This window comes from Paenarthrobacter sp. MSM-2-10-13, from assembly GCF_011605365.1.
Classification (GTDB): domain Bacteria; phylum Actinomycetota; class Actinomycetes; order Actinomycetales; family Micrococcaceae; genus Arthrobacter.
Map to the genome: position 1 here is coordinate 816923 of NZ_JAAOXO010000001.1, position 24453 is coordinate 841375.

The following is a 24453-nucleotide window of genomic DNA, read 5'->3' on the forward strand; positions in this document are numbered from 1 at the left end:
CGAGCTAATCGGCCGGAATGATCAGCCGGGCCATGATGGCTGCGTGATCGCTCCCGGGAACCTGGTGGACGGAGTAGTCGCTGCTGCTGATTCCGGGCGAGGTGACCATATGGTCGATCACTATGCCCGGAAGCGGTAACCCTTCCATGGGCCATGTGGGAGAAAGCCGTCCCCCGGAGGCTGTTCCGACGTCCACTAGCGTGCCTCCCTGTTGACCTGCCAGGGTTCCTTGCCGACCCAGTGCAGTATCCAGCATGGCCCGGAACTCGGAGTGATCGTACGTGGCGTTGTAGTCGCCCATCAGCAGGTGACGTCCTGGGCGGGATGCTTGGCGGGCCACTTTGTCCAAGTCGCTTCGCCACTGACCGATTCGCTCATCAACGGGCGGAAGGGCGTGGACATTGGTGAGGTTCAAGGTGGCCGTTGTACCGGCCCCCGCATCCGTGACCAGTACCCGCGTGACGTCCATCCGGAACGGGGTATCAGGCAAAAGTCCCATGGCCTCGAGTGGAAACACCGAATACACGGCCCCACCGGAGGCGTCCTCACTGGGCTCACTGAGCCGGTTGGGCAGCAGTTGATCCAAGCCCTCGGACTGCAGGCGGTCCTCAAGTCCCTGAGTGTGTTCCTGGATAGCCAGCAGTTGAATGCCGTTCTCACGGACAAGCCGCACGATGCTCGCGGCATCCGCTTCCCCGTATTCAGAGTTCAGGCTCATCACTTCCACCGGGACGGATACAGTGCCTGCAGGTAATGCTTCCGGCTTTCCAGCGTCCAATGGGAACAGCCACAACAGCTGGACTGCCAACAGCGCCGTCGTCGTGAAGATGACCCAAAGCCTGCGCCCCACCACAGCAAGCGCCACGGCAAACGCTGCCGGAAGCACCATCCAAGGTGTGAAGGACAGCAATTGCACCACGATGAGGGGCCATTCCACAGGGATTGCCCGGAACATTGATACCCCCGCCACCGGCATCACCATCAGCAGAGCCAGCACGGACCATGCCACCGAAGGCTGGCGTCGAGCCGGTCCGGTTGCTGGAGGGGCGGGGGATGGGTGCGTCATGGCCTCGAGTCTATGCACCGCCACACGTACCGCACTCCATCTACGGGATGAACCTCGGGTAGAGCAGTTGCCCCACTGACGCTAGACTTGAAGGACCAGCTTTGACCCGGCCATCACCGGTGAGCTTCCGGAAGAACAGCACTGACCATCAACACGGTGGAATGCGCCCAGTAGAACCGGGCGGGTAAGCCCGTCACAGCAGTAATGAGAGGCCGGAAAATTCTTTCCGGTAAGTGAGGTGGTACCGCGGTACCTGCGCAGCCGACAGGCAGCACAGACGCCGTCCTCGCATCCTGACAGTCAACCAGCTATCACAGGATATGAGATGACCCACTACCCCAAGGCCTCAGCGTCTTCGCCCGGCACGCACGGCGTGTCCGCTTCCGTGAAATTCCCGGAAATCGAAGAGCGCATCCTCAAATACTGGGACGAAGACGGCACCTTCCAGGCCAGCATCGACCAACGCGATGCGGGCAAGGACGGCAGCAACGAGTTCGTCTTCTACGATGGCCCTCCCTTCGCCAACGGCCTTCCGCACTACGGCCACCTCCTCACCGGCTACGCCAAGGACCTCGTAGGCCGCTACCAGACCCAGCGCGGCAAGCGGGTTGAGCGACGCTTCGGCTGGGACACTCACGGACTTCCGGCAGAGCTCGAAGCCATGAAGCAGCTGGGCATGACGGACAAGACCCAGATCGAAGCCATGGGCATCGACAAATTCAACGACGCCTGCCGCGCCTCCGTGATGAAGTACGCCAACGAGTGGAAGGCCTACGTCACCCGCCAGGCCCGCTGGGTGGACTTCGAGAACGACTACAAGACCCTCAACGTTGAGTACATGGAGTCCGTGCTCTGGGCCTTCAAGCAACTGCACGAGAAGGGCCTGACCTACAACGGCTACCGTGTACTGCCGTATTGCTGGAAGGACGAGACCCCTCTGTCCAACCACGAACTCCGCATGGACGACGACGTCTACAAGAACCGCCAGGACCAGACGGTCACCGTGACGTTCCCCATTAAGGCGGGGGACACTGAACTCTCCAAGGCTCTGGAAGGTGTCCAAGCGCTCGCATGGACCACCACGCCCTGGACGTTGCCCACCAACCTGGCGCTCGCCGTCGGGCCTGACATCTCTTACGCTGTCCTGCCCGCAGGACCCAACGGCGTCAAGGCTGCTTCCGCTGAGGCACCGGTCACGGGCAGCTTCCTGCTCGCGGCTGACCTGCTGGGGTCCTACGCCAAGGATTTGGGGTACGACGACGCCGCTGCCGCAACTGCCGCTGTGGTGTCCACCCACACGGGTGCCGAGCTGGCTGGCTTGGAGTACGAACCGCTCTGGAACGACTTCGCTGATGCTGAAAAGTACGGCACGCAGAATGCCTGGCGCTTCCTAGTGGCCGACTACGTCACCACCACCGACGGTACGGGCATCGTCCACCAGGCTCCGGCCTATGGCGAGGATGACCAGAAGGTCTGTGAAGACGCAGGGATCCCCGTGGTCCTGTCCGTGGACGAGGGTGCCAAGTTCCTGCCGTTGTTCGCCAATGGCGAGCTTGCTTCGATCGTCGGTCTTCAGGTTTTCGATGCCAACAAGCCCATCACCCAGGTGCTCCGCGCCGATGGCCGCTTGGTCCGCCAGGCCAGCTACGAGCACAGCTACCCGCACTGCTGGCGCTGCCGGAACCCGCTGATCTACCGTGCTGTGTCCTCCTGGTACGTGGAGGTCACCAAGTTCAAGGACCGCATGTCCGAGCTGAACCAGGAGATCAACTGGATCCCCGGCAACGTCAAGGACGGCCAGTTCGGTAAGTGGTTGGTCAACGCCCGCGACTGGTCCATCAGCCGTAACCGCTACTGGGGTTCGCCCATCCCGGTGTGGCAGTCGGACGACCCCGAGTACCCGCGCACGGACGTTTACGGTTCGCTGGCCGAGATGGAAGCCGACTTCGGCCGTCTGCCCGTCAACAACGAAGGACAGGTGGACCTGCACCGCCCGTTCATCGATGAGCTGACGCGTCCCAACCCGGACGACCCCACAGGCAAGTCCACCATGCGCCGTGTGGAAGACGTGTTGGATGTCTGGTTCGACTCCGGTTCCATGCCCTACGGACAGGTCCACTACCCGTTCCAGAACGAGGAGTGGTTCGACACCCACAACCCCGCGGACTTCATCGTGGAGTACATCGGCCAGACCCGTGGCTGGTTCTACATGCTCCACATCCTGTCCACTGCATTGTTCGACAGGCCAGCGTTCCGCAACGTAATCAGCCACGGCATCGTGCTGGGCTCTGATGGGCAGAAGATGTCCAAGAGCCTGCGCAACTACCCGGACGTATCTGAGGTCCTGGATCGAGACGGTTCCGATGCCATGCGCTGGTTCCTCATGTCCAGCCCCATCCTCCGCGGCGGCAACTTGGTGGTCACTGAGCAGGGCATCCGCGACGGCGTGCGTCAGGTCATCCTGCCGCTGTGGAACGTGTACAGCTTCTTCACGCTGTACACGAATGCCGCGAACGGTGGTTCCGGCTACGAAGCCCAGCTCCGCTATGACGGCTACGCCGACACGCTGGATCAGTACCTCCTGGCCAACACCGGGGACTTGGTCCGCAACGTCACTACCAGCTTGGACAGCTACGACATCTCCGGCGCCTGCGATGAGCTGCGTAGCTACTTGGACATGCTCACCAACTGGTACGTCCGCCGCAGCCGCCAGCGCTTCTTCGACGAGAACGTTGACGCCTTCGATGCCCTGTACACAGCCCTCGAAGCGGTGTGCCGTGTCTCTGCTTCCTTGCTGCCCTTGGTCACGGAAGAGATCTGGCGCGGGCTGACGGGTGGCCGTTCCGTGCACTTGGCGGACTGGCCGGACGCTGCGTTGTTCCCGTCCAACCCTAAGCTGGTCGAGGCGATGGACCGGGTCCAGCAGATCTGCTCCACTGGTTCCAGCCTGCGCAAGGCCGCGAACCTGCGCGTTCGCCTGCCGCTGCAGGAACTGACTGTGGTGGCACCCGGTGCGGATGCGCTGGAAGGCTTCGCCGCCGTCGTCGCTGATGAACTGAACCTCCGTTCGGTCCGTTTGCTCGACGCCGCTACTGCGTCACCGGAGGAGTTCGGGATTGAGCAGAAGCTCGTGGTGAATGCCCGGGCTGCTGGCCCGCGCCTCGGAAAGAACGTGCAGCAGGCCATCAAGGGATCCAAGTCCGGCGACTGGTCTGTCAGTGACGCCGGGGTGGTGGTGGCTGGTGGACTGGAGCTCGAGCCGCAGGAATACACGCTGGAAACCGTGGTGGCAGAAGCGGCCGACGGCGGTGCTGCCGCCAAGAAGGCAGTCGCGGTGCTGCCCGGCGGCGGCTTCGTGGTCCTGAACACCGAGGTCACTGCTGAACTTGCAGCCGAGGGGCTGGCCCGTGACATGGTCCGCGCCATCCAGCAGGCCCGCAAGGATGCCGGGCTCAACGTGAGCGACCGCATCCGCACTTCCGTGGCGGCCGGGCAGGACGTGGTGGATGCCTTGGAAGCCAACTCGGAGCTCGTTAAGACCGAAACGTTGACGTTGGAACTGGAAGTCCTGTTGGCCAGTGTCGACGAACCGCAGGTAACGGTCGCAAAGGCAGGTGCCTGATCCATGTCTGACGAATTCTCGGTTGAAAGCGTCTATGCAGAACTCCTGGGCCGTGCCCCGGAAAACAAGATGGAACCGCGCCTTGCTCCGCTGTTCCGCGCCATGGATGTTCTGGGGGAGCCCAACAAGGCATACCCGATCATCCACATCACGGGCACCAACGGCAAGACGTCTACGGCCCGCATGATAGAAGCTGGACTTCGTGCCCACGGGCTGAGTACCGGCCGCTACACCAGCCCGCACCTGTCCAAAGTGACTGAGCGCATCAGCATTGACGGTGAGCCGGTGCCGGATGCGACCTTCGTGCGTATCTGGGACGAGATCCGTCCTTACCTGGAAATCGTGGATAGCGAACTGGTTGCCGATAACCAGCCGCGGCTGACCTACTTCGAATGCCTAACCATCCTGGGCTTCGCGGTGTTCGCCGACCAGCCTGTTGATGTTGCCGTCATGGAAGTTGGCCTTGGGGGCATCACCGATGCCACGAACGTCGGCGACGGCCAAGTCTCAGTGATCACGCCGATCTCCTTGGACCACACGGATCTTTTGGGTGACACCACTGAGGACATCGCCTACGAGAAGTCCGGCATCATCAAGCCGGGCGGCTTCCTGGTGAGCGCCGCTCAGCCGGTGGACGCTGCGCAGGTCCTGTTGGAGAAAGCCCGGGAAGTGGATGTGCCGTTCCGCTTCGAGGGCGTTGAATTCGGGGTGGAGTCCCGTAGCGTTGCAGTGGGGGGCCAGGTCCTGACTATTCAGGGCCTTGCAGGACGTTACGAAGACCTGCTGCTGCCACTGCACGGCGCCCACCAGGCTGAGAACGCGGCTGTGGCCGTTGCGGCTTTGGAAGCATTCTTTGGCGGAGGAGAGAAAGAACTCGACGCCGATGTACTCAAGGACGCTTTTGGCACCGTGACGTCACCTGGCCGGCTCGAAGTAGTGCGCACTGCGCCCACCGTCGTGGTGGACGCTGCGCACAACCCTGACGGAATCCGCGTCTCCTCCGAAGCAATCCAGGAGGCCTTCAGCTTCAGCAAGCTGGTGGTTGTAGTTGGCGTTCTGCGGGAAAAGGATGCCGAGGAGATCCTCAAGACCCTCAAGGAGTCCCTCGGCGGACTGGCCGAGGAATTCTGCTTCACCCAATCCAACTCGGCCCGCGCCGTGCCTGCAGCGGAACTTGCCGAACTCGCCGTCGACCTCGGATTCGGCGAGGACAACGTTCACATCGCCGAGAAGTTGGACGATGCCCTGGAGTGGGCTGTGGAACGCGCTGAATCCAAAGATGACCTTGCAGGCGGCGTCCTGGTGACGGGTTCCATCACCGTGGTGGCCGAAGCAAGGATCCTGCTCGGAAAGGCAAGTGCCTAACATGGCGAAAATGACCAAGGCCCAGCGCGAATGGCGGCCCGGCATGCCCAAGAAGCGCCGGTCCACCAAAGTAATGTTCGCTTCCACCGTGCTCCTGCTTGAAGCGTTCGTCGCGTTCTTCGGTACCCTGGCGGTTTTCGGCTTGAGGCGCGGGGAAGTTGATCCGGGCATCATCCTGGGTGTCGGTATAGCCCTGACAGTGGTGCTGGTTCTGGCCTGTGCCGTGCTCTCGAAGCCGTGGGGCATCGCCCTCGGCTGGGGGCTGCAGGTGGTGCTGATCCTGACAGGCTTTGCCGAGCCCACCATGTTCATTGTGGGGATCCTGTTTGCCATCTGCTGGTGGTATGGAATCAGGGCTGGAATGCGGATTGACCGCGAGGTGGCACAACGGGACCGTGAGCAGGCCGAATGGGACGCAGCCCATGGTGACCAAGCAGACCCGCAAACCCCGTAAACTGGCTGGGAAAACCACCGACCAACCATATTGGAGCAACTGTGAGCATTGAACGGACCCTTGTTCTGGTCAAGCCCGACGGCGTCGCCCGCAACCTGGGCGGAACCATCCTCGCCCGGATCGAAGCCAAGGGCTACACCCTGGCGGAGCTGAAGAAGGTCAACGCGACCCGTGAGCTACTTGAGCAGCACTACGAGGAACACGTGGGCAAGCCGTTCTATGAGCCACTGGTTGAGTTCATGCTGAGCGGACCGGTCATCGCAGCAGTCTTCGAAGGCCACCGCGTGATCGAAGGCTTCCGCTCGCTGGCCGGAACTACGGATCCCACGACGGCTGCGCCTGGCACCATCCGCGGTGACTTCGGCCGCGACTGGGGCCTGGCAGTCCAGCAGAACCTCGTCCACGGCTCGGATTCAGTCGACTCTGCCGAACGTGAGATCAAGATCTGGTTCAAGGGCTAAGCAAAGCCCTTCGGGAAAAAAGTTAAGGCCAATGTTCGTCGTGAACATTGGCCTTAACTGTTTTACGGCGAGTGGTGGTTCTACGCTGTGGACGGCACGAAGAGGTGCATGAAAGAGAAGAAAATAGTGGCGATGACGGCCACATACAGCAGGGCAACGATGATCCAGCCTGAACCGGACAGCAGCTTGACCACTGCGGGTGGCGCCTTGATGACCCCGCTGGTGACGTTGCGGATGGTCACCCAGACGAAAAGCGGGATCATGGCGGCCCACACCACCATGCAGAACGGGCACAGAACATGGATTGCGTAGAGGGCCTGCGACCACAGCCACACAACAAAGGCGAACCCGAGGGTCACGCCGGCTTGGAGACCCAGCCAGTAACCCCGTGAATACTTAGCTCCGGCGAGGATGCCCATGGCCGTAGTGATGATCACAGCAAAGGCGACGATGCCGATGAACATGTTAGGGAAACCGAACACAGAGCTCTGCGGTGTCTGCATCACGGCACCGCAGGAGATAAAGGGATTTACATCGCACACGGTTACATGGTTGGGATCCTTGAGCACCTCAAGTTTCTCCAGTACCAGGGCTCCGGACGCCAACCATCCAATAACACCGGTGATCAGCAACAGCCAGGCAAAGGGCCTGTCCCGGACCGTCGCGGGAAGGGAGTCCTGAGGGGTGGACATGTCCTCCACATGGACTGTGGCTTGATTGGCCAGGTTTTCCCTGGCGGTGCTTGGCATCGTGGATGTGGTCCTTTTCGACAAATGGCCCGGCAAGCCGGGAAGGGCTCTTGGGAGGATTGTAACTCCGAAGACTGGGCGCCGCCCCCAGCTTCGCTGGCGGAGTACCGCGACACAGCGGCCTTCGCCGCGAATGTGCAGGGGTGTGAGAGAATGAACATGGCCGGACGTCGATCCACATTCGACACCCGGTCCGGTGACTTTGTTCCCAAGACCGCCAGTATGAGCTGGGCATGCCCGGATCACGTGATCCTCGGTGGGCCCGCCATGACAATGGACGGCACCTGGTTGTGGCAGCAGAACAACGGGTTCCAGAATAAAGCCGCCGGCCTTCCAGGGCTGCCGCACCCCAATGCTGGTGCGAACCGGGAGGCATACTGCCGACTTCTGTCAACGCCTGCGGGTTTTGACAATATTTGCTCCACTGGGCGCCGGATGTGGCGGCGTCGCTGGGGCAGGAGTGTTGCCACATATGGATAATGACCAGGTTGTAGCCGTTAATGACGAGGCAGCTCCCGCGGAAACTGCGGAAGCGCCCAAGAAAGCCACCAGGACCCGGCGCAAGGCAGCGCCGAAGGTTGCTGCTGACGTAGAGGCGCCTGCGGCTGACACGCCGGCGCCGGAAGCGACCCCGGAGGCCACCAAAGCGCCGGTGCGCCGCACCCGCTCCCGCAAGAAGGCAGAGCCTGCCGAGCCTTTGCCCGGTTTGGGGGATGACGCCACTGCCGCGCCCGAAGCCGCCGCAGAAGCCGCGCCCGAAGCGATGGCCGAACCTGCCCCCGAAAAGCCGGTCCGCCGCCGTCGTACCGCCAAGCCCAAAGCTGAGGTAGCCGAGGCACCCGCAGCTGCGGAAGCCGTGGCGGACAGCACGACGCCGGAAAAGGCCTCCCAGCCCGAGGCACCTGCCGCTGAAGCAGCTGCTGACGAGACTGAAGCCCAAGCCGCCACCGAGGAACCCGCCGAGGAAGCCGCTGCTGCCGCCTCCACATCATTGTTCATGGAGCCGGTTTCCATCACGTCCATGATCTTCCAGGCCCCGGACCTCACCACCGTTCCCCGCGTTGCCCCGGTTGAAGAAAAAGCCGAGGAGCCCGAAGAAGAAGCCGAAGTCCCTGCCGACGGCGAGCTGGAAGACGCTGGTAGCCGTCGTCGTCGCAGAAGCCGGGGCCGCCGTGGTCGCCGCGGAACCGAACGCGATGAGAACGAGGCCGAGGACGGCACCGAGACTGACGATGAAGAAGCGCCGACACCTGAAGCCCTTGAGGAAGGCGTGACGTCTCGTCGTCGTCGCCGTCGTCGTCGTGGAGACCAGGATCTTGAACTGACGGGCGGCGCGGATGATGATCCGCCCAACACGGTCACCCGCGTCCGTGCCCCCCGCCCCATCACCGAGACAGCTCCGTCAAACCGCGTGACGGGTGTCAAGGGCTCCACCCGGTTGGAGGCCAAGAAGCAGAGGCGCCGTGAGTCCCGGGAGACCGGCCGCCGCCGCCAGGTCATCACCGAGGCCGAATTCCTTGCCCGCCGCGAATCGGTGGACCGTCAAATGATCGTTCGCCAGCGCGACGACAGAATCCAGATCGGTGTCCTGGAAGACGGTGTGCTCGCCGAGCACTTCGTGTCCAAGACCCAGCAGGACTCCCTGATCGGCAACGTGTACTTGGGCAAGGTCCAGAACGTGCTGCCGTCCATGGAAGCTGCTTTCGTGGACATCGGACGCGGCCGCAACGCCGTCCTGTACGCCGGTGAAGTCAACTGGGACGCGGTCAACCTCGAAGGCCAGCCGCGCCGGATCGAGAACGCCCTGAAGTCCGGAGACTCCGTCCTGGTTCAGGTCACCAAAGACCCCGTGGGTCACAAGGGTGCCCGCCTCACCAGCCAGATCTCCTTGCCCGGCCGCTACCTTGTGTACGTGCCCGGTGGTTCCATGACCGGCATCTCCCGCAAGCTGCCCGACGTCGAACGCAACCGACTCAAGCGCATCCTGAAGGACCGCCTGCCGGAAAACGCAGGTGTCATTGTCCGCACAGCCGCTGAGGGTGCGTCGGAGGAAGAGCTGACGCACGACATCAACCGTCTGCGTGCCCAGTGGGAAGGCATCGAAGGTCAGGCCTCCTCCACCAAGGTCCTTGCCCCTGAACTGCTGTACGGCGAACCGGACCTCACTATCAAGGTGGTCCGTGATGTCTTCAATGAGGACTTCTCCAAGCTGATCGTCTCCGGTGACGACGCCTGGGACACCATCGAGGCATACGTAACCTACGTTGCCCCTGATCTGGTGGGCCGCCTCGAAAAGTGGACCAAGGATCAGGACATCTTCGCTGCATGGCGCATCGACGAGCAGATCCATAAAGCCCTGGAACGTAAGGTCTTCCTCCCGTCCGGTGGTTCGTTGGTCATCGACCGTACCGAGGCCATGACTGTGGTGGACGTCAACACCGGCAAATTCACCGGCAGCGGTGGAAACCTTGAAGAAACGGTCACCAAAAACAACCTTGAAGCGGCCGAGGAAGTGGTGCGCCAGCTCCGTCTGCGCGACATCGGCGGCATCATCGTCATCGACTTCATCGACATGGTCCTCGAATCCAACCGCGACCTCGTCCTGCGACGCATGGTGGAGTGCCTGGGCCGGGACCGCACCAAGCACCAAGTGGCCGAGGTGACGTCCCTGGGCTTGGTCCAGATGACACGTAAGCGCATGGGCACCGGCCTTCTTGAGGTATTCGGTGAGCAGTGCGAGCACTGCGCCGGCCGGGGCGTTGTCACGCACGACGAGCCCGTTGAACACCGGCGCGCCAACGTGGTGGCAGCCGAGCAACACCGCCCGCACTCCGAGGTACAGCAGCCCGCTGCACGGACGGAACGCAAACGCCGCCGCGGGAAGGGTGGGGGACAGGCCGTAGCCGAAACCCCTGCACAGGTCCATACGACGACGACTACCCCGGTTGCCCCCGCGACCCCGACTGAACCGCAGGATCCTGCCCGGCAGGCCAAGGCGGAGGCCACCAGGGCTGCCCTGGCAACCATTGCCGCTGCGGCGCACGCCGCGCACCTGCACGACGACGAAGTTCACCGTGCAGAAGAGCAGGCACGGGCGGCCGGCCAACACCAAGGGACGGCCGACGCCGGATCCGGAACCTCAGCCGGCAACGAAGCGGGGGCATCAGCACATGAAGCCGCCAACCGCGATGCAGCCGCCCAGGAAGCCAGGTCCACTCCGGTCCTGCGCTTCGGCGGAGAAGAAGTTGCGTTGCCGTTCGTGGAGCATCACGAGGAACCGCAGGCAAACAAGCCTGCCATGAGCCTGGACCTCCTGGCGGAAGCGTTCTCCCACCTTGGCGCCGCTCCGGCATCTGAGGAACAACCCGCTCCGCTGGCCGTACAGGAGCCTGCTGTGGCCCGGAAGGCTGACGCACCGGCGCGGGTTGAGGAAGATCCTGAGGCTTCGGCATCTCCGCGGGGTCGTCGTGGTCGTCGCAACCGCAGTGCCAGCCGGGCTCAGGGTGCGGCCAATGAAACCAGCGTCGAGCACCATGTGGTGACGGCCTCGGCCCCCCAGGGCTCGTCCCATGAGGCCAAGGCGCCCGTGGAGCCAGTCAAGAAGGCGCCGGCCTCCGAGCCCATCATTCTAGGAGTCGGGGTTCCAGCCTCGGAGCTTTAGTCACGGCCGAGCCGCTCTCCGCGGCCAACATCGGCTGAAAGGGCCCTGCGCTACCTGCCTCCGGCGGTAGCGCAGGGCCCTTTCGCGTTGCCTTGAATCCTTGGCGGGGGACGCGTTCCACGGTCACATCCGGGCTCCCGGATGGTTCGGTACCTGCAGCACCAGGCTTCCCGGCTAGGCTAGGGGACTGACACGGGGTGCCGGGCGATGGGCCCGGCTGAGATCCAGACCCGTTGAACCTGTCCGGTTAGCACCGGCGAAGGGATGTCCTCATGGCTGCATCACTACATTCATCTGTGTACCCGCTCCACTCGGTATACCCGCTGGACGCTCACACGTCAGCCCGCCAGGTCCCGCGCGTTCTCACTATTGCCGGTTCGGACCCTTCCGGCGGTGCCGGAATTCAGGCGGACCTGAAGAGCATTGCAGCGTTGGGTGGGTACGGCATGGCTGCCATTACGGCTCTCACCGCGCAAAACACAGTGGGGGTGAGCGCAGTCCACGTCCCTCCGGCGCATTTCCTGCGTCAACAACTGGAAGCAATTAGCGGCGACATCATCGTTGATGCCGTCAAGATCGGAATGCTCGGCGATGCTGCCGTCATTGCCCAGGTCCGGGACTGGCTCGAAGAGGTGCGCCCCGCCGTCGTGGTTCTTGATCCGGTGATGGTGGCCACCAGTGGCGACCGGCTGCTGCGGGAGTCCGCGGAGAATGCCCTGCGTTCACTGCTACCCCTTGCCCACCTCATTACTCCCAATGTTCCTGAGCTTGCCATGCTGCTGGGGGAGCCTGAGGCAGCAGACTGGGCTTCGGCACTGGAGCAAGGCAAGCGGCTTGCTGCGGAGTACGGAAACACAGTTCTGGTCAAGGGTGGCCACTTGCCGGGCCCGGAATGCCCGGATGCCTTGGTGAACACCACAGGGCTTTTGTCACGGGATGTTGTGGAGGTATCAGGTCCCCGCGTGGCGACGCGCAACAGCCACGGAACAGGTTGCTCTCTTTCGTCCGCCCTGGCCACCGTCCAGGCCCGCACGGGCAACTGGGAAACATCACTGCGGGAAGTAAAGCCCTGGCTACTCGGAGCTTTGACAGCCTCGGCGGAACTCCAGGTAGGCCGGGGGAACGGTCCGGTGCATCACTTCCATCACCTCCAGCGAGCGTCAGCCCCGGGCGCCTTCGCTGCGGCTTTGTGGGAGGCGGCCGTTCCGGAACTCGAATCCATTCATGGACTTCCCTTTATTCAGCAACTCCAATCCGGCGAACTCCTTGAACGTGATTTCACTTACTACCTCGCCCAGGATGCGATCTACCTCAACGGGTACTCCCGGGTCTTGGCACGTGCCGGCGCCCTGGCCCCCACGGAAGAAGAGCAACTGTTCTGGGCCAGGTCATCGCAGCAATGCCTGGAGGTAGAGTCGGAGTTGCACAGGACGTGGCTAAGCAGCCGTGAAGCGCCGACCGCACTGGGGCCGGTCACCAAGTCCTACGTGGACCATTTGCTGGCAACGTCCGCTTCCGGCAGTTACGCCGTGGTTCTCGCCGCAATACTTCCTTGCTTCTGGTTGTACGCGGAGGTGGGGCGGCAGCTCCATGCCAATTACCTGAATGCGGGCGCCGCGGCGGACCATGCGTATGCCGACTGGCTGACGACCTACGCTGACGAGGACTTCGCCGCGGCAACGCGGAAAGCGATCAGCCTCACGGATGCTGCGGCGGTCGCGGCTTCTGATACGGAGAGGGCCGCGATGATGGAGGCCTTCACCCAGTCCTGCCGTTACGAGACCGCATTCTTCGATGCTCCCAGGCTGTTTGCCTGAGTTTGCCGGGCGTCACTTTGGCAGGGTTCCCTTGGGCGGATTCGATGCGATTGCGGGGACACTTCCGCGCGTCGCTGGCCGAATCGCGTTAATCTCGCGCAAACACGGTAGGCTGTATGGGCACGGTGCCGGGAGAGTCCGTATCAACTGGTGACGCAAGTCACGAGGTAGCCTCCGGACTCGGCCTCATTTGCAGACGAAGGTCAAACTAGCGTAATCTTGATCTTCGGTGCTTACGCCAACACTTGGGTTATGCCCCTTGGAATTGTTCATGGGATGACTCGCGGGCTTCGATCAGAAGTCCACGGCGTTGAGGCACAGCGCGAACCAGGCCTGATTCCGGTTCAAGGTTCCGCACGCAAATTTTGTAATAAACGTCGAGAGAAGTGAGTACCCAAGTGGTGTACGCGATTGTCCGCGCAGGCGGCCGCCAAGAAAAAGTTTCCGTTGGAGACTACGTAACGCTGAACCGCGTCCCCGGTGGAGCCGGTAGCACGCTTGAGCTGCCCGCATTGCTCCTGGTTGACGGCGACAAGGTCACTTCCGCTGCTGCGGAACTGGCCAACGTCAAGGTCACGGCTGAGATCCTCGAAGACCTCCGTGGTCCGAAGATCGTCATCCAGAAGTTCAAGAACAAGACCGGCTACCGGAAGCGTCAGGGTCACCGTCAGGAACTGACCAAGATCAAGATCACCAGCATCGCGTAACTTTCGTTACCGCTGTTCAGGTTTTTCAGTTTCCCCAGAAATTTAGAGGCAGGCATTTCACATGGCACACAAAAAAGGCGCGAGTTCCACTCGCAACGGTCGTGACTCCAACGCTCAGTACCTGGGCGTCAAGCGTTTCGGTGGTCAGGTAGTTTCCGCTGGCGAGATCATCGTTCGCCAGCGTGGAACCCACTTCCACCCGGGTGCAGGCGTCGGTCGCGGTGGCGACGACACCCTGTTCGCACTGCAGGCCGGTGCGGTTGAGTTTGGTACTCGCCGCGGCCGTCGCGTAGTGAACATTGTTGCTGCTGCAGCTGCAGAGTAACAACAAGTTCTGAACCGGTGGAGCGGGCCAAACGGCCCGCTCCACCGTTCTTTTAACCGCATTACAATCGACTAGGGCGCCGTAGCGCACTGGTTTTTGCAACAGCGCTGGCAACAGCAACAAACGCTGTAAGACAGCAACTGAGGAGATCCACGTGGCGAGCTTTGTAGACCGGGTAGTCCTGCACGTATCCGGCGGAACCGGCGGCCACGGCTGTGTCTCTGTCAAGCGTGAGAAGTTCAAGCCCCTCGGCGGCCCTGACGGCGGCAACGGCGGCAACGGTGGCGATGTCATCCTTCGCGTCTCCGCCCAGACCACAACGCTGCTCGACTACCACCACGCTCCCCACCGCCACGCCACCAACGGCGGCCCAGGCATGGGTGACTGGCGAGGCGGCAAGAACGGTGAAACCCTGATTCTTCCCGTGCCCGATGGCACCGTGGTCAAGACCAAGGACGGCGAAGTCCTGGCTGACCTCGTTGGCGAGGGCACTGAGTACATTGCGGCCGCCGGTGGCCAAGGCGGCCTCGGCAACGCATCCCTTTCATCGCAGAAGCGCCGGGCGCCGGGCTTTGCCCTGCTGGGCATCGAAGGTGAATCCAGTGACATCGTCCTGGAACTGAAGTCCATCGCAGACATCGCCTTGGTCGGTTTCCCCTCTGCCGGTAAGTCGAGCCTCATTGCGGCCATGTCTGCTGCCCGGCCCAAGATTGCCGACTATCCCTTCACCACCCTCATTCCCAACCTTGGCGTGGTGCAGGCCGGCGACGTGCGCTTCACCATCGCCGATGTTCCTGGTCTGATCGAAGGCGCCAGCGAAGGCAAGGGCCTGGGCCATAACTTCCTGCGGCACGTAGAGCGCTGCGCTGCGCTGGTTCACGTCCTTGATTGCGGAACCCTTGAATCAGACCGTGATCCCCTTTCCGACCTCGCAATCATCGAAGCCGAACTCGAGAAGTACGCGGTAGACATGAGCTATGCCGGCGTTGACGGTGAAGTGGTGCCACTGAATGAGCGCCCCAAGTTGGTAGTCCTCAACAAGGTGGATCTTCCTGACGGCAAGGATATGGCCGAGTTCGTCCGTCCGGACCTTGAAGCCCGCGGATACCGAGTTTTTGAAGTCTCGGCAACAAGCCACGAAGGTTTGCGTCAGCTCGGCTTTGCCATGGCTGAGATCGTCCAAGCAGCACGTAACGCCGTGCAGACCGCGCCTCCCAAGGTGGCACCTCCCGTCCTGCGTCCGCGCGCCGTCAACGAGTCCGGATTCAAGATCCGCCGCGAGGAGAAGAACCTCGAGCCCCTGTTCCGCGTATTGGGTGAAAAGCCTGTGCGCTGGGTCAAGCAGACTGACTTCACCAACGAGGAAGCCATTGGCTACCTTGCCGATCGTCTTGCCAAGCTTGGTGTGGAAACTGAGCTGTTCAAGGTTGGCGCCAAGCCCGGCGACACCGTGGTCATCGGTGAAGACGATGGCGTGGTGTTCGACTGGGAGCCCACCATGATGGCTGGCGCTGAACTCCTCGCAACGCCCCGCGGGACTGACATCCGCGTCGCGGACATCGGTGACCGTCCCACACGTTCACAGAAGCGCGATGAGCAGATCGAGCGCCGTGAGGCCAAGGCTGCCGCGAGGGCCGAGCTCGAAGCGGAGCGCAAGGCTGGTATCTGGACCGAATCCGTCAGTGGTCGGCGCGCGCAGGCAGTGAAGGAAAGTCACCTGGATTCCGGTGATGACGACTAGGACTGTCGACGCTCCGGACACCGCTGAAGGACTCGAGCGTCAAGCTCTCGCCACCGCCAAACGAATTGTTGTCAAAGTGGGGTCATCCTCGCTGACCAGCATCAAGGGTGGCATCTCCGAGAAGTCCCTCACCGGGCTGGTTAATGCCCTTGCTGACAAGCGCAATGCAGGCACGGAGATCATCCTGGTGTCCTCGGGTGCCATCGCCGCCGGTCTTGCCCCCTTGGGTTTGGCCAAGCGGCCTAAAGACCTGGCCACGCAGCAGGCTGCCGCGAGTGTTGGGCAGGGCCTCCTGATGGCGCGGTACACGCAGGCGTTCAGCGCCCACGGCGTGACCGTCAGTCAGGTTCTGCTGACCGCCGATGACCTCATGCGCCGAACGCAACACACCAATGCCTTCCGGGCGCTGGACCGATTGTTGAACCTCGGCGTGGTGCCGGTAGTCAATGAGAACGACACCGTGGCCACCCACGAGATCCGCTTCGGCGACAACGATCGCCTGGCTGCCTTGGTGGCGCACCTGGTTCGCGCCGACGCGCTCGTGCTGCTCTCCGACGTCGACGCCCTCTACGACGGCCCGCCTTCCCAAGGCGCCCAACGCATTCCGCTGGTCCGAGGTCCGCGGGACCTTGAGGATGTGACCATCGGCAAGGCAGGCAAAGCCGGCGTAGGAACCGGCGGCATGATGACCAAAGTGGAAGCTGCGTCCATTGCTGCCGGCTCGGGCATCCATGCCTTGGTCACGTCCACGGCCAACGCTGCGGCAGCCTTGTCCGGCGGGGATGTGGGAACCTGGTTCGCCGTGAATGGCAATCGCAAGCCGGTCCGCCTCCTCTGGTTGGCGCACCTGGCCACGGTCCAGGGCCGGTTGATGCTCGACGACGGCGCAGTGAAAGCCGTGCGCGACCGGCACAGGTCACTCCTTCCCGCAGGCATTTCGGACATCAGCGGTGACTTCGAAGCCGGCGACCCCATTGAGATGGTTGCCCACGACGGAACGGTGGTGGCGCGCGGCTTGGTGAATTACTCTTCCGATGAACTCCCGCGCATGTTGGGCCGCACCACCCAGGAGCTGGGCCAAGCCATGGGCCGCGGCTATGACCGCGAAGTTGTTCATGTTGATGATCTGGTGCTCCTGAGGGCATCGCGCTCATCTAAACTTGGAGCATGACTGAAGCGCTGACCCCTGACGCCCCTGTGATCTCTGATGTTTCCGGTACCCCCGGCCAGACGCCGGAGAACCCTGCAGCAGGCGGCGCGCCGTTGTCACCGGAAGATGTCCAGGCTGCCGTTCACGCCATAGCGGACCGCTCCCGTAAGGCTGCCCGCCGTATGGGACAGGCAAACCGCGCATGGAAAGACCGCGCGCTGCGCGCCATCGGAGCTGCCTTGGTGGAGAACCGGAAGCATGTATTGGAAGCCAATGCCAAGGATGTTGCCGTAGGCCGGGCAAACGGCACCTCAGCAGCACTCCTGGACCGTTTGACCTTGACCCCCGCCCGTATTGACGGCTTGGTGGCTGCTTTGGAAAACCTGGCCGGATTGCCCGATCCTGTGGGCAACGTGGTCCGGGGCCAGACACTTCCCAATGGACTGCGCCTGCGCCAAGTAAACGTCCCCATGGGTGTTGTGGCCGCCATTTATGAGGCCCGGCCGAACGTCACAGTAGATATTGCCGGCCTTGCATTGAAGAGCGGCAACGCTGTGATCCTTCGTGGAGGTTCCGCCGCGGCCAACACCAACGAGGCACTTGTCCGGATTCTTCGCGAAGCGTTGGATTCCGTTGGCCTGCCCGCTGACGCGGTGCAGACCGTGGACCAGTACGGCCGCGAAGGAGCCAACGTGCTGATGCGAGCCCGCGGCCGTGTGGATGTCCTCATTCCCCGCGGTGGGCGCGATCTCATCCAAACGGTGGTGACCAACTCTTCCGTGCCTGTCATTGAAACCGGCGAAGGGAATGTCCATATCTTCATCGACGAGTCCGCGGGTGAAGAGATGGCCGTAGAGATCCTCCTCAACGCCAAAACTCAGAGGCCCAGCGTCTGCAACACCGTAGAGACCCTGCTGGTGCATTCCGGGTCCACGGTTCTGCCTGCCGTTGCCAAAGCCTTGCGTTCGGCCGGTGTCACCCTCCACGTGGATGATCGGATCGCTGCTGCTTTGGGCAAGGACGTGGAAACCGTTCCTGCCGACGACGAGGACTGGGCCACCGAGTACATGGATCTCGATCTGGCCGTCGCTATGGTGGACAGCTTGGATGAAGCAGTCAACCACATCCGTACCTGGACCACCGGACACACTGAAGCGATCCTCACCAACAACCTGGCAAACGCTGAGAAGTTCATCGCGGACATAGATTCCGCAGCTGTGATCGTCAATGCCTCCACCCGGTTCACTGACGGCGGCGAGCTAGGCCTCGGAGCCGAGGTGGGTATTTCCACCCAGAAGTTGCACGCCCGGGGTCCCATGGGCCTCACGGAGCTGACCACCACCAAGTGGATCGTCCAGGGCGAGGGCCAGATCCGCGGCTAGCAACGCGGTAACATAGAACAGAAGTCCGGAACGGCGGGGAGTCCCGCCGTCGAAAAATCCTTTGAGAACCAACTAGGGGAGAAGATGCTGTTTCAGCAGATCGCCACGTCCATTGCCGCCCAAACTGAAGGCGGCCACGAGGAACTCGCTCCGCTGTGGGCCGAGCCGTGGGTCTTCGGCGCAGTGATGTTCGCCCTCATGCTGGTTCTCCTGTTCGTAACCCTCGCCTACACCAACCTTGGCAACCGCCATGAGGCTGTGGAAGAGCACGCCGATCCGCACCGCCAGCACCCGAACAAGCACACGCACGGCCAAGGCCACTAACATTATCGCCGCAACACCGCGTGGGGAGGCGGGGCGCAGGCTCCGGCTGGGCGTGATGGGTGGAACGTTCGATCCCATTCATCACGGCCACCTTGTTGCTGCCAGTGAAGTGGCAGCAAAGTTCGGCCTGGATGAAGTGGTCTTCGTACCCACAGGCCAGCCGTGGCAGAAGTCCCACAAGCTGGTCAGCAGGCCTGAGCACCGCTACCTGATGACGGTCATCGCTACAGCCTCCAATCCCCGGTTCACTGTAAGCCGGGTGGATGTTGACCGTCCGGGGCCTACTTTTACCATTGATACCCTCCGCGATCTCCGTGCAGAGCGTCCTGACGCCGACCTTTTCTTCATCACCGGCGCAGACGCTTTGGCTCAGATCCTTTCGTGGAAGGACGTGGACGAGTTGTGGTCCTTGGCCCACTTCGTTGGCGTTACTCGTCCCGGGCATGAACTGCACGACATGGGCAGGGATGACGTCAGCTTGTTGGAAGTTCCTGCCATGGCAATCTCCTCCACGGATTGCAGGACCCGCGTGGGTGCAGGGAATCCGGTTTGGTACCTCGTGCCTGACGGAGTGGTGCAATACATCGCAAAGTATGGACTGTACGCGGAGCCACCCATCGAAGCAGATCTGACACCCGCACTGTCCGGATCAGACGACCAAGCACGTACTGAATGAGTTTTGAATGAGCAGCCAGGACCAGCGACCCATCCGCAGCAGGCGTGAGCTTCGGCGTGCCCGTGAAGAGCGCCCCGAGGAACAGCACGTGGATATTTCCGCGCCTGAGAAGGTAGAGAATCCTCCACATGCCGACCGTCCGAACGGCCGCAATCGCCGCGCCGCCGATGTTCCGGTGGATGCCGTAGGGCCTGCGGCCCAGGAACGGTCCTCCCAGATCCGTGCCCGGGATCGTGCCGCACTGCGCACCATCAAGGAGCTGGCCGACAAGGAGGAGCAGCTCTCCGGTGGGGGTCCGCCCACGCGTCGCCAGCTGCGCCTCCAGCAACTTCAGGCTGAAGTTGCCACCTCTATGAATCCGGTTGTCCCCATGCCTGCCGGCTCGTCCGCTGCGTCCGCGCCAGCCACGCAACAGACTGCAAAGGATGCGGCCAAAGAGGACGAAACCGCACAAGAGGCACCCCAGCCGGAGGCCGCCAACAAGCCTTCCAGCGCTCCCGCGGAGTCCGAAATGTCCGTGGAACAGGCGCTTGCAGTTCGGCAACTGATCGCCGCCCAGGTGGAAAACCAGACGGCTAAGCTGGAACATATCGCCGAGCAGGATCCCTTGGCCGTGGATCCTGATGTGCTGGCTCAGCAGATTGCCCTCGCGGAGCGTGCTGCAGTCTTGAACAAGCGTGCTGCTGCCAAGCAGAAGCTTGCTGAGAAGACCCAGGTGGATTCCGGAAAGACCACCTCGGATTCCGGTAAGACCCCTTCGGATTCCGGTAAGACCCCTTCGGGTTCCGGCGGGAACGGGAAGTCGCCCACGGCGGACGCAGGACCGTCCACGGCAAACAACCTCGCGATGGTGACTCCACTGGAGTTCGTGAAGATGCCGGGGATTGAGCGTCCCGTCATGAAGCGCCCCAGCACCACGTTTGTTCCGCTGATTACCTCAGCCGGGCCTACAGTCGACTCCGGACAAACCCAGGCCAAAAAGTCGGGATCCCGTGGCCGCGCCGGCGTTCTGGCCCGTGCAGAGGCGGTAGCGAAATCGGCAAGGAAACGTCCTGAGCCGGCGGGGGAGCCCAACGAAGAAGCCCAGCGCACACCAGTTTCGGCCAGCGCGGCGTACGGCCTTGATCCTTTGGATGCCAACACTGCGGGCTTGGCCCGCGCTCAACGTAACAGGCTGTTGCAATTCGGCGTCCTGGCGCTGGGCCTTGTGGCCCTCATCGTCGGCATCATCATGATCACCAGCGGCTAGTTCCGCTGGAGAGTAACTATCGCTGCAAAATGGCTCACGAACTATCGCTGTACAAATGGCTCACGCCAAACACAGGCCATTGGCCACAACAAGGAGTACCCCGTGTCTGCACATGAACAATCCATCACACTCGCTCGTCACGCTGCGCGTGCCGCGGCTGAGAAGCTTGCCGAGGACATCGTCGCATTGGATGTCAGCGAGCGTTTGGCGCTCACTGACGTTTTCCTGATTGCGTCGGCTCCCACCGAGCGTCAGGTCAACGCCATTGTTGACGGTATTGAGGAAGAACTGATGAAGCAGGACCTTCGTCCTGTACGCCGCGAGGGCCGGTCCGAAGGTCGTTGGGTCCTCTTGGACTATGCCGACATCGTGATCCACGTCCAGCACTCCGAGGACCGGGTGTTCTATGCCTTGGAGCGGCTCTGGAAGGACTGCCCTGTGGTGGACCTCGAATTGGGCGATGACGCTTCTGCCAAGGCTGTTACCGCGGAGGATTCCGGGCACTAGGAGCAGCAGCCTGCCGAAATATGTCCGATTTGGAATTTTCGGAAATGCTGTTCTAAGATATTTGAGTTGCTTCGGCGCGGGTAGCCGAAAAGCTGATCGCGAAGCAGCAAGAATATGGGGCTGTGGCGCAGCTGGTAGCGCACCTGCATGGCATGCAGGGGGTCAGGGGTTCGAGTCCCCTCAGCTCCACCAACGAGGTCCTGTCTTTTTCATGATTCATGAAGAGGGCAGGACCTTTTTGCGTTGGAAAAACGTCCCCGCGGAAAACTGGCTAGCTGGAACTGGTTGGCTGCAGAGCCGGCAGCATGAACTCCCACATCTGTTCGATCCTCAGCAGGACGTCTTCACGTGATGTAAGGACCTCGGAAACCATCTGGACTCCAGTGAAGGATGCAACCAGATATCTGGCAAAGGCGGCGGCATCCAGGTCGGCACGGACGGTGCCGTCCGTGGCTGCCTGTCGCAGCAGCTGCTCCGCTGTGTTGATCCAATCCTGGTAGGGGCCCGAGACGTCAGCGTCGAACGCGGAGGCTTCGAAAGTCAGTCGTATGCCGCCTTGGACCAAGGGTTCGTCCAGGAGTTGTTGCCCGAACATCCTGCAGAGGCCTATGAGCCTGTCCAAGGCAGGGGCTTCCGAGGCTGCTATTTCAGATCCTGCCGCCTGAACGATTGCGTGCTGTTCCTCGATGACAGCCAATGCCAACTCCCGCTTCGAGGTGAAGTGGAAGTAGAGCGCACCCTTGGTGACGCCGGCGCGCTTGGTGATGTCGGTCAGGCTTGCGTTGCCGTAACCGATTTCCGCGAAAACCCGGGCGGCACCTTCAATGACGGAAAGCCTGGTGTCTTTCGCACGTTGCTGCATCGGTGGTGGGTGGCCTCTCGGGTGAGTCAGGAGACGGAGGGGTGGGCCGCCGTCGAGACTCCACAACGCTACCACCGTGGGCGCGACGGGCCGCAGCAATCCTAAACCGACTGAACGGTTTGGTTTTAGTGCCAGGAAATTCTAGACTTCAGGGGGAGCCATGCCGTTTGGTTGTGGGCGGCTCCAGCGCAGCTGGTTTTGGGGGGAGGTGCGGTGGGATGATCCAACGCACCTCGGCTGCGGCAACCTCGGCAGGCCAACCTATCGCGGTGATGCAGGTCATATTCAGACGATTTCGCTTCTCAAGCGATTGTGGTTAGTATTGACGAGTTGCTTCGACGGGAAGAGAAATCTTACCGCTTGGAAGTAGCGGATTTGCACTATAAATCCGGGGCTGTGGCGCAGCTGGTAGCGCACCTGCATGGCATGCAGGGGGTCAGGGGTTCGAGTCCCCTCAGCTCCACTTCGGTTGAAAGACCCCGCTCATTGAGCGGGGTCTTTTTCGTTGTCCGTGTGGATTCGGGATTACTCGGCGGGGCGCGCGAATTCGGCGCCGCTGACAAACTCGACGCCTTGGAACGGTTGGTCGCCCACCACGCGGGCGTTATGACCCGGTGGGATGCTGTAGGAATCACCGGCTGAAATGTTGATCTTGCCGCCGTCGTTGGTTTCTACTTCCAAGTTGCCGGAAACGCAGAATCCTACGTGGCTCAATTCGCACGAGTCGGTGCCCACTACAGGTTTGATGCAGTCGGCCCACGTCCAGCCTGGTTCGAAGGTCATCCGGCCGATTGTGTATTCGCCCACGGTGACGAGGTCCAGCACCGTCTTGTTGGGTCGCCTCGTTTCGTCGGGAGAGTTGTGGGACTTTACTTCAAGGTTCGTGACAACATTGACACTCATGGCTTCTCACAGAGGGAGGGGAGCCCAAATGATGGGTAGATCCCGGTGCCTGGCTCCAGGGGCCGCCGTGACCTGTGCCTGCCGCCTCCGTGGTTGCCACTGGAATGCATGACAGGTGTTTGCGTCCTGCAAGCACTAGGTTCCTCCCACGCCACCGTAAAGTCGAGACAGTTATGCATGAAAGCGAGAAACTCAACGTGACGGTAATGGATGTTGAAGCGCTCTTGGGCGGGTTGAGTAGGCTTCCTGACGTCGAGGCGGACAACCTTCAGGCTTTTGATGCCACAGACAGGCTCTTGCTGGAGACGGCTACAGATCTGGTTGGCCCCGACTCCAAGGTGGTTGTCATTGGCGACCGCTACGGCGCCCTGACGTTGGGCGCCCTGGCCGGACTCGCCGTCGGGCATGTACGCGTAAACCAGGATCTGTTCTCCGGAAGGCTGGCGCTGGAACGCAACGCAGTTTCTGCCGGCTTGGAGGGTCGCTTCACCGGACACGAGCTGAGCCGGGAGCTATTGGACGACGCCGACGTAGTGCTTTTGCAGTTGCCTAAGTCGCTGGCTGAGTTGGAGGAAATCGCCGACGCCGTAGCCAGGTTTGCTGCCCCGGATGCGGTCCTGCTCGCCGGAGGTCGCGTCAAGCACATGTCGCTCGGCATGAATGCAGTCCTGGAACGGTACTTCGCATCAGTCCAGCCGCAACTTGCCCGGCAAAAGTCCCGGGTTCTGGTGGCGCGTGAGCCCAAAGCAGCGCCGAATGATCACCCTTTTCCGGTGGTGGAGTCCCTTCCGGAATTGGGGATTACGGTTTGTGCGCATGGCGCTGCTTTCTCCGGCGCACGCCTGGACATTGGCACGCGCTACTTGCTGACCTTCATGGACCGTATACCGGCTGCCCGGCAGGCTGTTGACCTCGGTTGCGGGACCGGTATCCTCGCCACGATGTACGCACTTCGCCATCCGGATGCCCTTGTGGTCGCCACCGACCAATCCGCTGCGGCCGTCGCTTCAGCAAAGGCAACAGCGAAGGCCAACGGACTGGGGGAGCGGGTGGCAGTGATCCACGATGACGCCATGTCCACCCTTGAACCAGGCAGCGCGGACCTCATCCTGCTGAACCCGCCGTTCCACTTGGGCGCCAGTGTTCACGCCGGCGCAGCTCTGAAAATGTTCCAGGCTGCTGCGCGGGTTCTCGCCCCTGGTGGAGAGCTGTGGACCGTCTACAACAGCCATCTGCAGTACCGCGCGGCACTTGAACGGCATATCGGGCCGACGGTGGAGGAAGGCCGGAATCCAAAATTCACGGTAACGCGGAGTCGGAAGTCTTAAGCGGTGCCATCAAGGATCTGAGCACATGGCTGCCGCTGGCACACTCAACCGGCATCGTTACCAAGCCCTGATGCCGGTGTCAGCGTGTGCTCATATCCCCAACG

20 protein-coding genes, 2 tRNA genes and 1 riboswitch are annotated in these 24453 nt (G+C 62.0%); of the genes, 18 read left to right on the forward strand and 4 right to left on the reverse strand.

The genetic code is table 11. The features are described from left to right. Window positions 1–4: 4 nt before the first annotated feature. The gene (locus HAV21_RS03965; RefSeq protein WP_166840509.1) at window positions 5–1066 is read right to left on the reverse strand and encodes an endonuclease/exonuclease/phosphatase family protein; all 1062 of its coding nucleotides are present in this window, start codon (window positions 1064–1066) and stop codon (window positions 5–7) included. A gap of 325 nt (window positions 1067–1391) precedes the next feature. Here HAV21_RS03965 and ileS point away from each other — a divergent pair, with 325 nt between their 5' ends. The 4 genes from ileS to ndk are packed head-to-tail and all read left to right on the forward strand — an operon-like array spanning window position 1392 to window position 6968. Further along, window positions 1392–4688, forward strand: coding sequence for an isoleucine--tRNA ligase (gene ileS, locus HAV21_RS03970; protein WP_166840510.1), 3297 nt, complete (start codon window positions 1392–1394; stop codon window positions 4686–4688). A 3-nt stretch (window positions 4689–4691) separates the two neighbouring features. Further along, window positions 4692–6053 (forward strand): folylpolyglutamate synthase/dihydrofolate synthase family protein, encoded by a 1362-nt coding sequence (locus tag HAV21_RS03975; protein WP_166840512.1) that lies wholly within the window; start codon window positions 4692–4694, stop codon window positions 6051–6053. A gap of 1 nt (window position 6054) precedes the next feature. Next, on the forward strand, window positions 6055–6507 hold the full coding sequence (locus tag HAV21_RS03980; protein ID WP_166840513.1) for a DUF4233 domain-containing protein: 453 nt from the start codon (window positions 6055–6057) through the stop codon (window positions 6505–6507). A 41-nt stretch (window positions 6508–6548) separates the two neighbouring features. Beyond that, entirely contained in the window at window positions 6549–6968 is a 420-nt protein-coding gene (ndk, locus tag HAV21_RS03985; RefSeq protein WP_142939004.1) for a nucleoside-diphosphate kinase, read from the forward strand. A gap of 80 nt (window positions 6969–7048) precedes the next feature. On the opposite strand, the gene HAV21_RS03990 is transcribed toward ndk, so the two are convergent. Beyond that, the gene (locus tag HAV21_RS03990; RefSeq protein WP_142939005.1) at window positions 7049–7717 is read right to left on the reverse strand and encodes a vitamin K epoxide reductase family protein; all 669 of its coding nucleotides are present in this window, start codon (window positions 7715–7717) and stop codon (window positions 7049–7051) included. Between the two features lie 472 nt (window positions 7718–8189). Here HAV21_RS03990 and HAV21_RS03995 point away from each other — a divergent pair, with 472 nt between their 5' ends. The 12 genes from HAV21_RS03995 (at window position 8190) to HAV21_RS04050 (ending at window position 21448) form a co-directional block, all read left to right on the forward strand. Further along, window positions 8190–11378 carry an Rne/Rng family ribonuclease gene (locus HAV21_RS03995; protein WP_166840514.1) on the forward strand — a complete coding sequence of 1063 codons (3189 nt, stop codon included), beginning with the start codon at window positions 8190–8192 and terminating at the stop codon, window positions 11376–11378. Between the two features lie 183 nt (window positions 11379–11561). Next, window positions 11562–11660: riboswitch (TPP riboswitch) on the forward strand. Continuing rightward, window positions 11651–13195, forward strand: a complete 1545-nt coding sequence (gene thiD / locus HAV21_RS04000) for a bifunctional hydroxymethylpyrimidine kinase/phosphomethylpyrimidine kinase (protein ID WP_142939007.1) — start codon at window positions 11651–11653, stop codon at window positions 13193–13195. It overlaps the preceding riboswitch by 10 nt. A gap of 398 nt (window positions 13196–13593) precedes the next feature. Then, complete coding sequence (gene rplU, locus HAV21_RS04005; RefSeq protein ID WP_018777818.1) at window positions 13594–13902, forward strand: 50S ribosomal protein L21; 309 nt, start codon at window positions 13594–13596, stop codon at window positions 13900–13902. A 61-nt stretch (window positions 13903–13963) separates the two neighbouring features. Continuing rightward, window positions 13964–14227, forward strand: a complete 264-nt coding sequence (gene rpmA / locus HAV21_RS04010; RefSeq protein ID WP_003803426.1) for a 50S ribosomal protein L27 — start codon at window positions 13964–13966, stop codon at window positions 14225–14227. 154 nt (window positions 14228–14381) lie between these two features. Next, on the forward strand, window positions 14382–15968 hold the full coding sequence (obgE, locus tag HAV21_RS04015) for a GTPase ObgE (RefSeq protein WP_142939008.1): 1587 nt from the start codon (window positions 14382–14384) through the stop codon (window positions 15966–15968). After that, window positions 15958–17139 carry a glutamate 5-kinase gene (gene proB, locus HAV21_RS04020; protein ID WP_142939009.1) on the forward strand — a complete coding sequence of 394 codons (1182 nt, stop codon included), beginning with the start codon at window positions 15958–15960 and terminating at the stop codon, window positions 17137–17139. Before obgE ends, proB begins: the two co-directional genes overlap by 11 nt. Beyond that, window positions 17136–18500 carry a glutamate-5-semialdehyde dehydrogenase gene (locus HAV21_RS04025; RefSeq protein WP_142939010.1) on the forward strand — a complete coding sequence of 455 codons (1365 nt, stop codon included), beginning with the start codon at window positions 17136–17138 and terminating at the stop codon, window positions 18498–18500. The genes proB and HAV21_RS04025 overlap by 4 nt, the downstream gene beginning before the upstream one ends. 84 nt (window positions 18501–18584) lie before the next feature. Next, window positions 18585–18824: a hypothetical protein gene (locus HAV21_RS04030; RefSeq protein ID WP_142939011.1), complete on the forward strand. Its 240-nt coding sequence runs from the start codon at window positions 18585–18587 to the stop codon at window positions 18822–18824. 46 nt (window positions 18825–18870) lie between these two features. Continuing rightward, on the forward strand, window positions 18871–19500 hold the full coding sequence (nadD, locus tag HAV21_RS04035; RefSeq protein ID WP_279538991.1) for a nicotinate-nucleotide adenylyltransferase: 630 nt from the start codon (window positions 18871–18873) through the stop codon (window positions 19498–19500). A 7-nt stretch (window positions 19501–19507) separates the two neighbouring features. Then, window positions 19508–20749 (forward strand): hypothetical protein, encoded by a 1242-nt coding sequence (locus HAV21_RS04040; RefSeq protein ID WP_166840517.1) that lies wholly within the window; start codon window positions 19508–19510, stop codon window positions 20747–20749. 102 nt (window positions 20750–20851) lie between these two features. Continuing rightward, entirely contained in the window at window positions 20852–21256 is a 405-nt protein-coding gene (gene rsfS / locus HAV21_RS04045) for a ribosome silencing factor (protein WP_142939014.1), read from the forward strand. Window positions 21257–21372: 116 nt separating this feature from the next. Further along, window positions 21373–21448, forward strand: a tRNA-Ala gene (locus HAV21_RS04050). Between the two features lie 79 nt (window positions 21449–21527). Here the strand turns inward: HAV21_RS04050 and HAV21_RS04055 are convergent. Then, window positions 21528–22118 carry a ScbR family autoregulator-binding transcription factor gene (locus tag HAV21_RS04055; protein ID WP_166840519.1) on the reverse strand — a complete coding sequence of 197 codons (591 nt, stop codon included), beginning with the start codon at window positions 22116–22118 and terminating at the stop codon, window positions 21528–21530. 390 nt (window positions 22119–22508) lie between these two features. Here HAV21_RS04055 and HAV21_RS04060 point away from each other — a divergent pair. Next, a tRNA-Ala gene (locus tag HAV21_RS04060) sits at window positions 22509–22581 on the forward strand. A gap of 62 nt (window positions 22582–22643) precedes the next feature. On the opposite strand, the gene HAV21_RS04065 is transcribed toward HAV21_RS04060, so the two are convergent. Further along, window positions 22644–23021, reverse strand: coding sequence for a cupin domain-containing protein (locus HAV21_RS04065; RefSeq protein WP_166840520.1), 378 nt, complete (start codon window positions 23019–23021; stop codon window positions 22644–22646). A 206-nt stretch (window positions 23022–23227) separates the two neighbouring features. On the opposite strand from HAV21_RS04065, the gene HAV21_RS04070 reads away from it, so the two are divergent. Continuing rightward, entirely contained in the window at window positions 23228–24349 is a 1122-nt protein-coding gene (locus HAV21_RS04070) for a methyltransferase (RefSeq protein ID WP_243753130.1), read from the forward strand. The last annotated feature ends 104 nt before the right edge of the window (window positions 24350–24453 follow it).

Bases quoted from the DNA above. Each gene is read 5' to 3' on its own strand.
- HAV21_RS03965 (WP_166840509.1), bottom strand. From the start codon at position 1,066: ATGACGCACCCATCCCCCGCCCCTCCAGCAACCGGACCGGCTCGACGC.
- ileS (WP_166840510.1), top strand. From the start codon at position 1,392: ATGACCCACTACCCCAAGGCCTCAGCGTCTTCGCCCGGCACGCACGGC.
- HAV21_RS03975 (WP_166840512.1), top strand. From the start codon at position 4,692: ATGTCTGACGAATTCTCGGTTGAAAGCGTCTATGCAGAACTCCTGGGC.
- HAV21_RS03980 (WP_166840513.1), top strand. From the start codon at position 6,055: ATGGCGAAAATGACCAAGGCCCAGCGCGAATGGCGGCCCGGCATGCCC.
- HAV21_RS03990 (WP_142939005.1), bottom strand. From the start codon at position 7,717: ATGCCAAGCACCGCCAGGGAAAACCTGGCCAATCAAGCCACAGTCCAT.
- HAV21_RS03995 (WP_166840514.1), top strand. From the start codon at position 8,190: ATGGATAATGACCAGGTTGTAGCCGTTAATGACGAGGCAGCTCCCGCG.
- thiD (WP_142939007.1), top strand. From the start codon at position 11,651: ATGGCTGCATCACTACATTCATCTGTGTACCCGCTCCACTCGGTATAC.
- rpmA (WP_003803426.1), top strand. From the start codon at position 13,964: ATGGCACACAAAAAAGGCGCGAGTTCCACTCGCAACGGTCGTGACTCC.
- proB (WP_142939009.1), top strand. From the start codon at position 15,958: ATGACGACTAGGACTGTCGACGCTCCGGACACCGCTGAAGGACTCGAG.
- HAV21_RS04025 (WP_142939010.1), top strand. From the start codon at position 17,136: ATGACTGAAGCGCTGACCCCTGACGCCCCTGTGATCTCTGATGTTTCC.
- HAV21_RS04030 (WP_142939011.1), top strand. From the start codon at position 18,585: ATGCTGTTTCAGCAGATCGCCACGTCCATTGCCGCCCAAACTGAAGGC.
- HAV21_RS04040 (WP_166840517.1), top strand. From the start codon at position 19,508: ATGAGCAGCCAGGACCAGCGACCCATCCGCAGCAGGCGTGAGCTTCGG.
- HAV21_RS04055 (WP_166840519.1), bottom strand. From the start codon at position 22,118: ATGCAGCAACGTGCGAAAGACACCAGGCTTTCCGTCATTGAAGGTGCC.
- HAV21_RS04065 (WP_166840520.1), bottom strand. From the start codon at position 23,021: ATGAGTGTCAATGTTGTCACGAACCTTGAAGTAAAGTCCCACAACTCT.
- HAV21_RS04070 (WP_243753130.1), top strand. From the start codon at position 23,228: ATGGATGTTGAAGCGCTCTTGGGCGGGTTGAGTAGGCTTCCTGACGTC.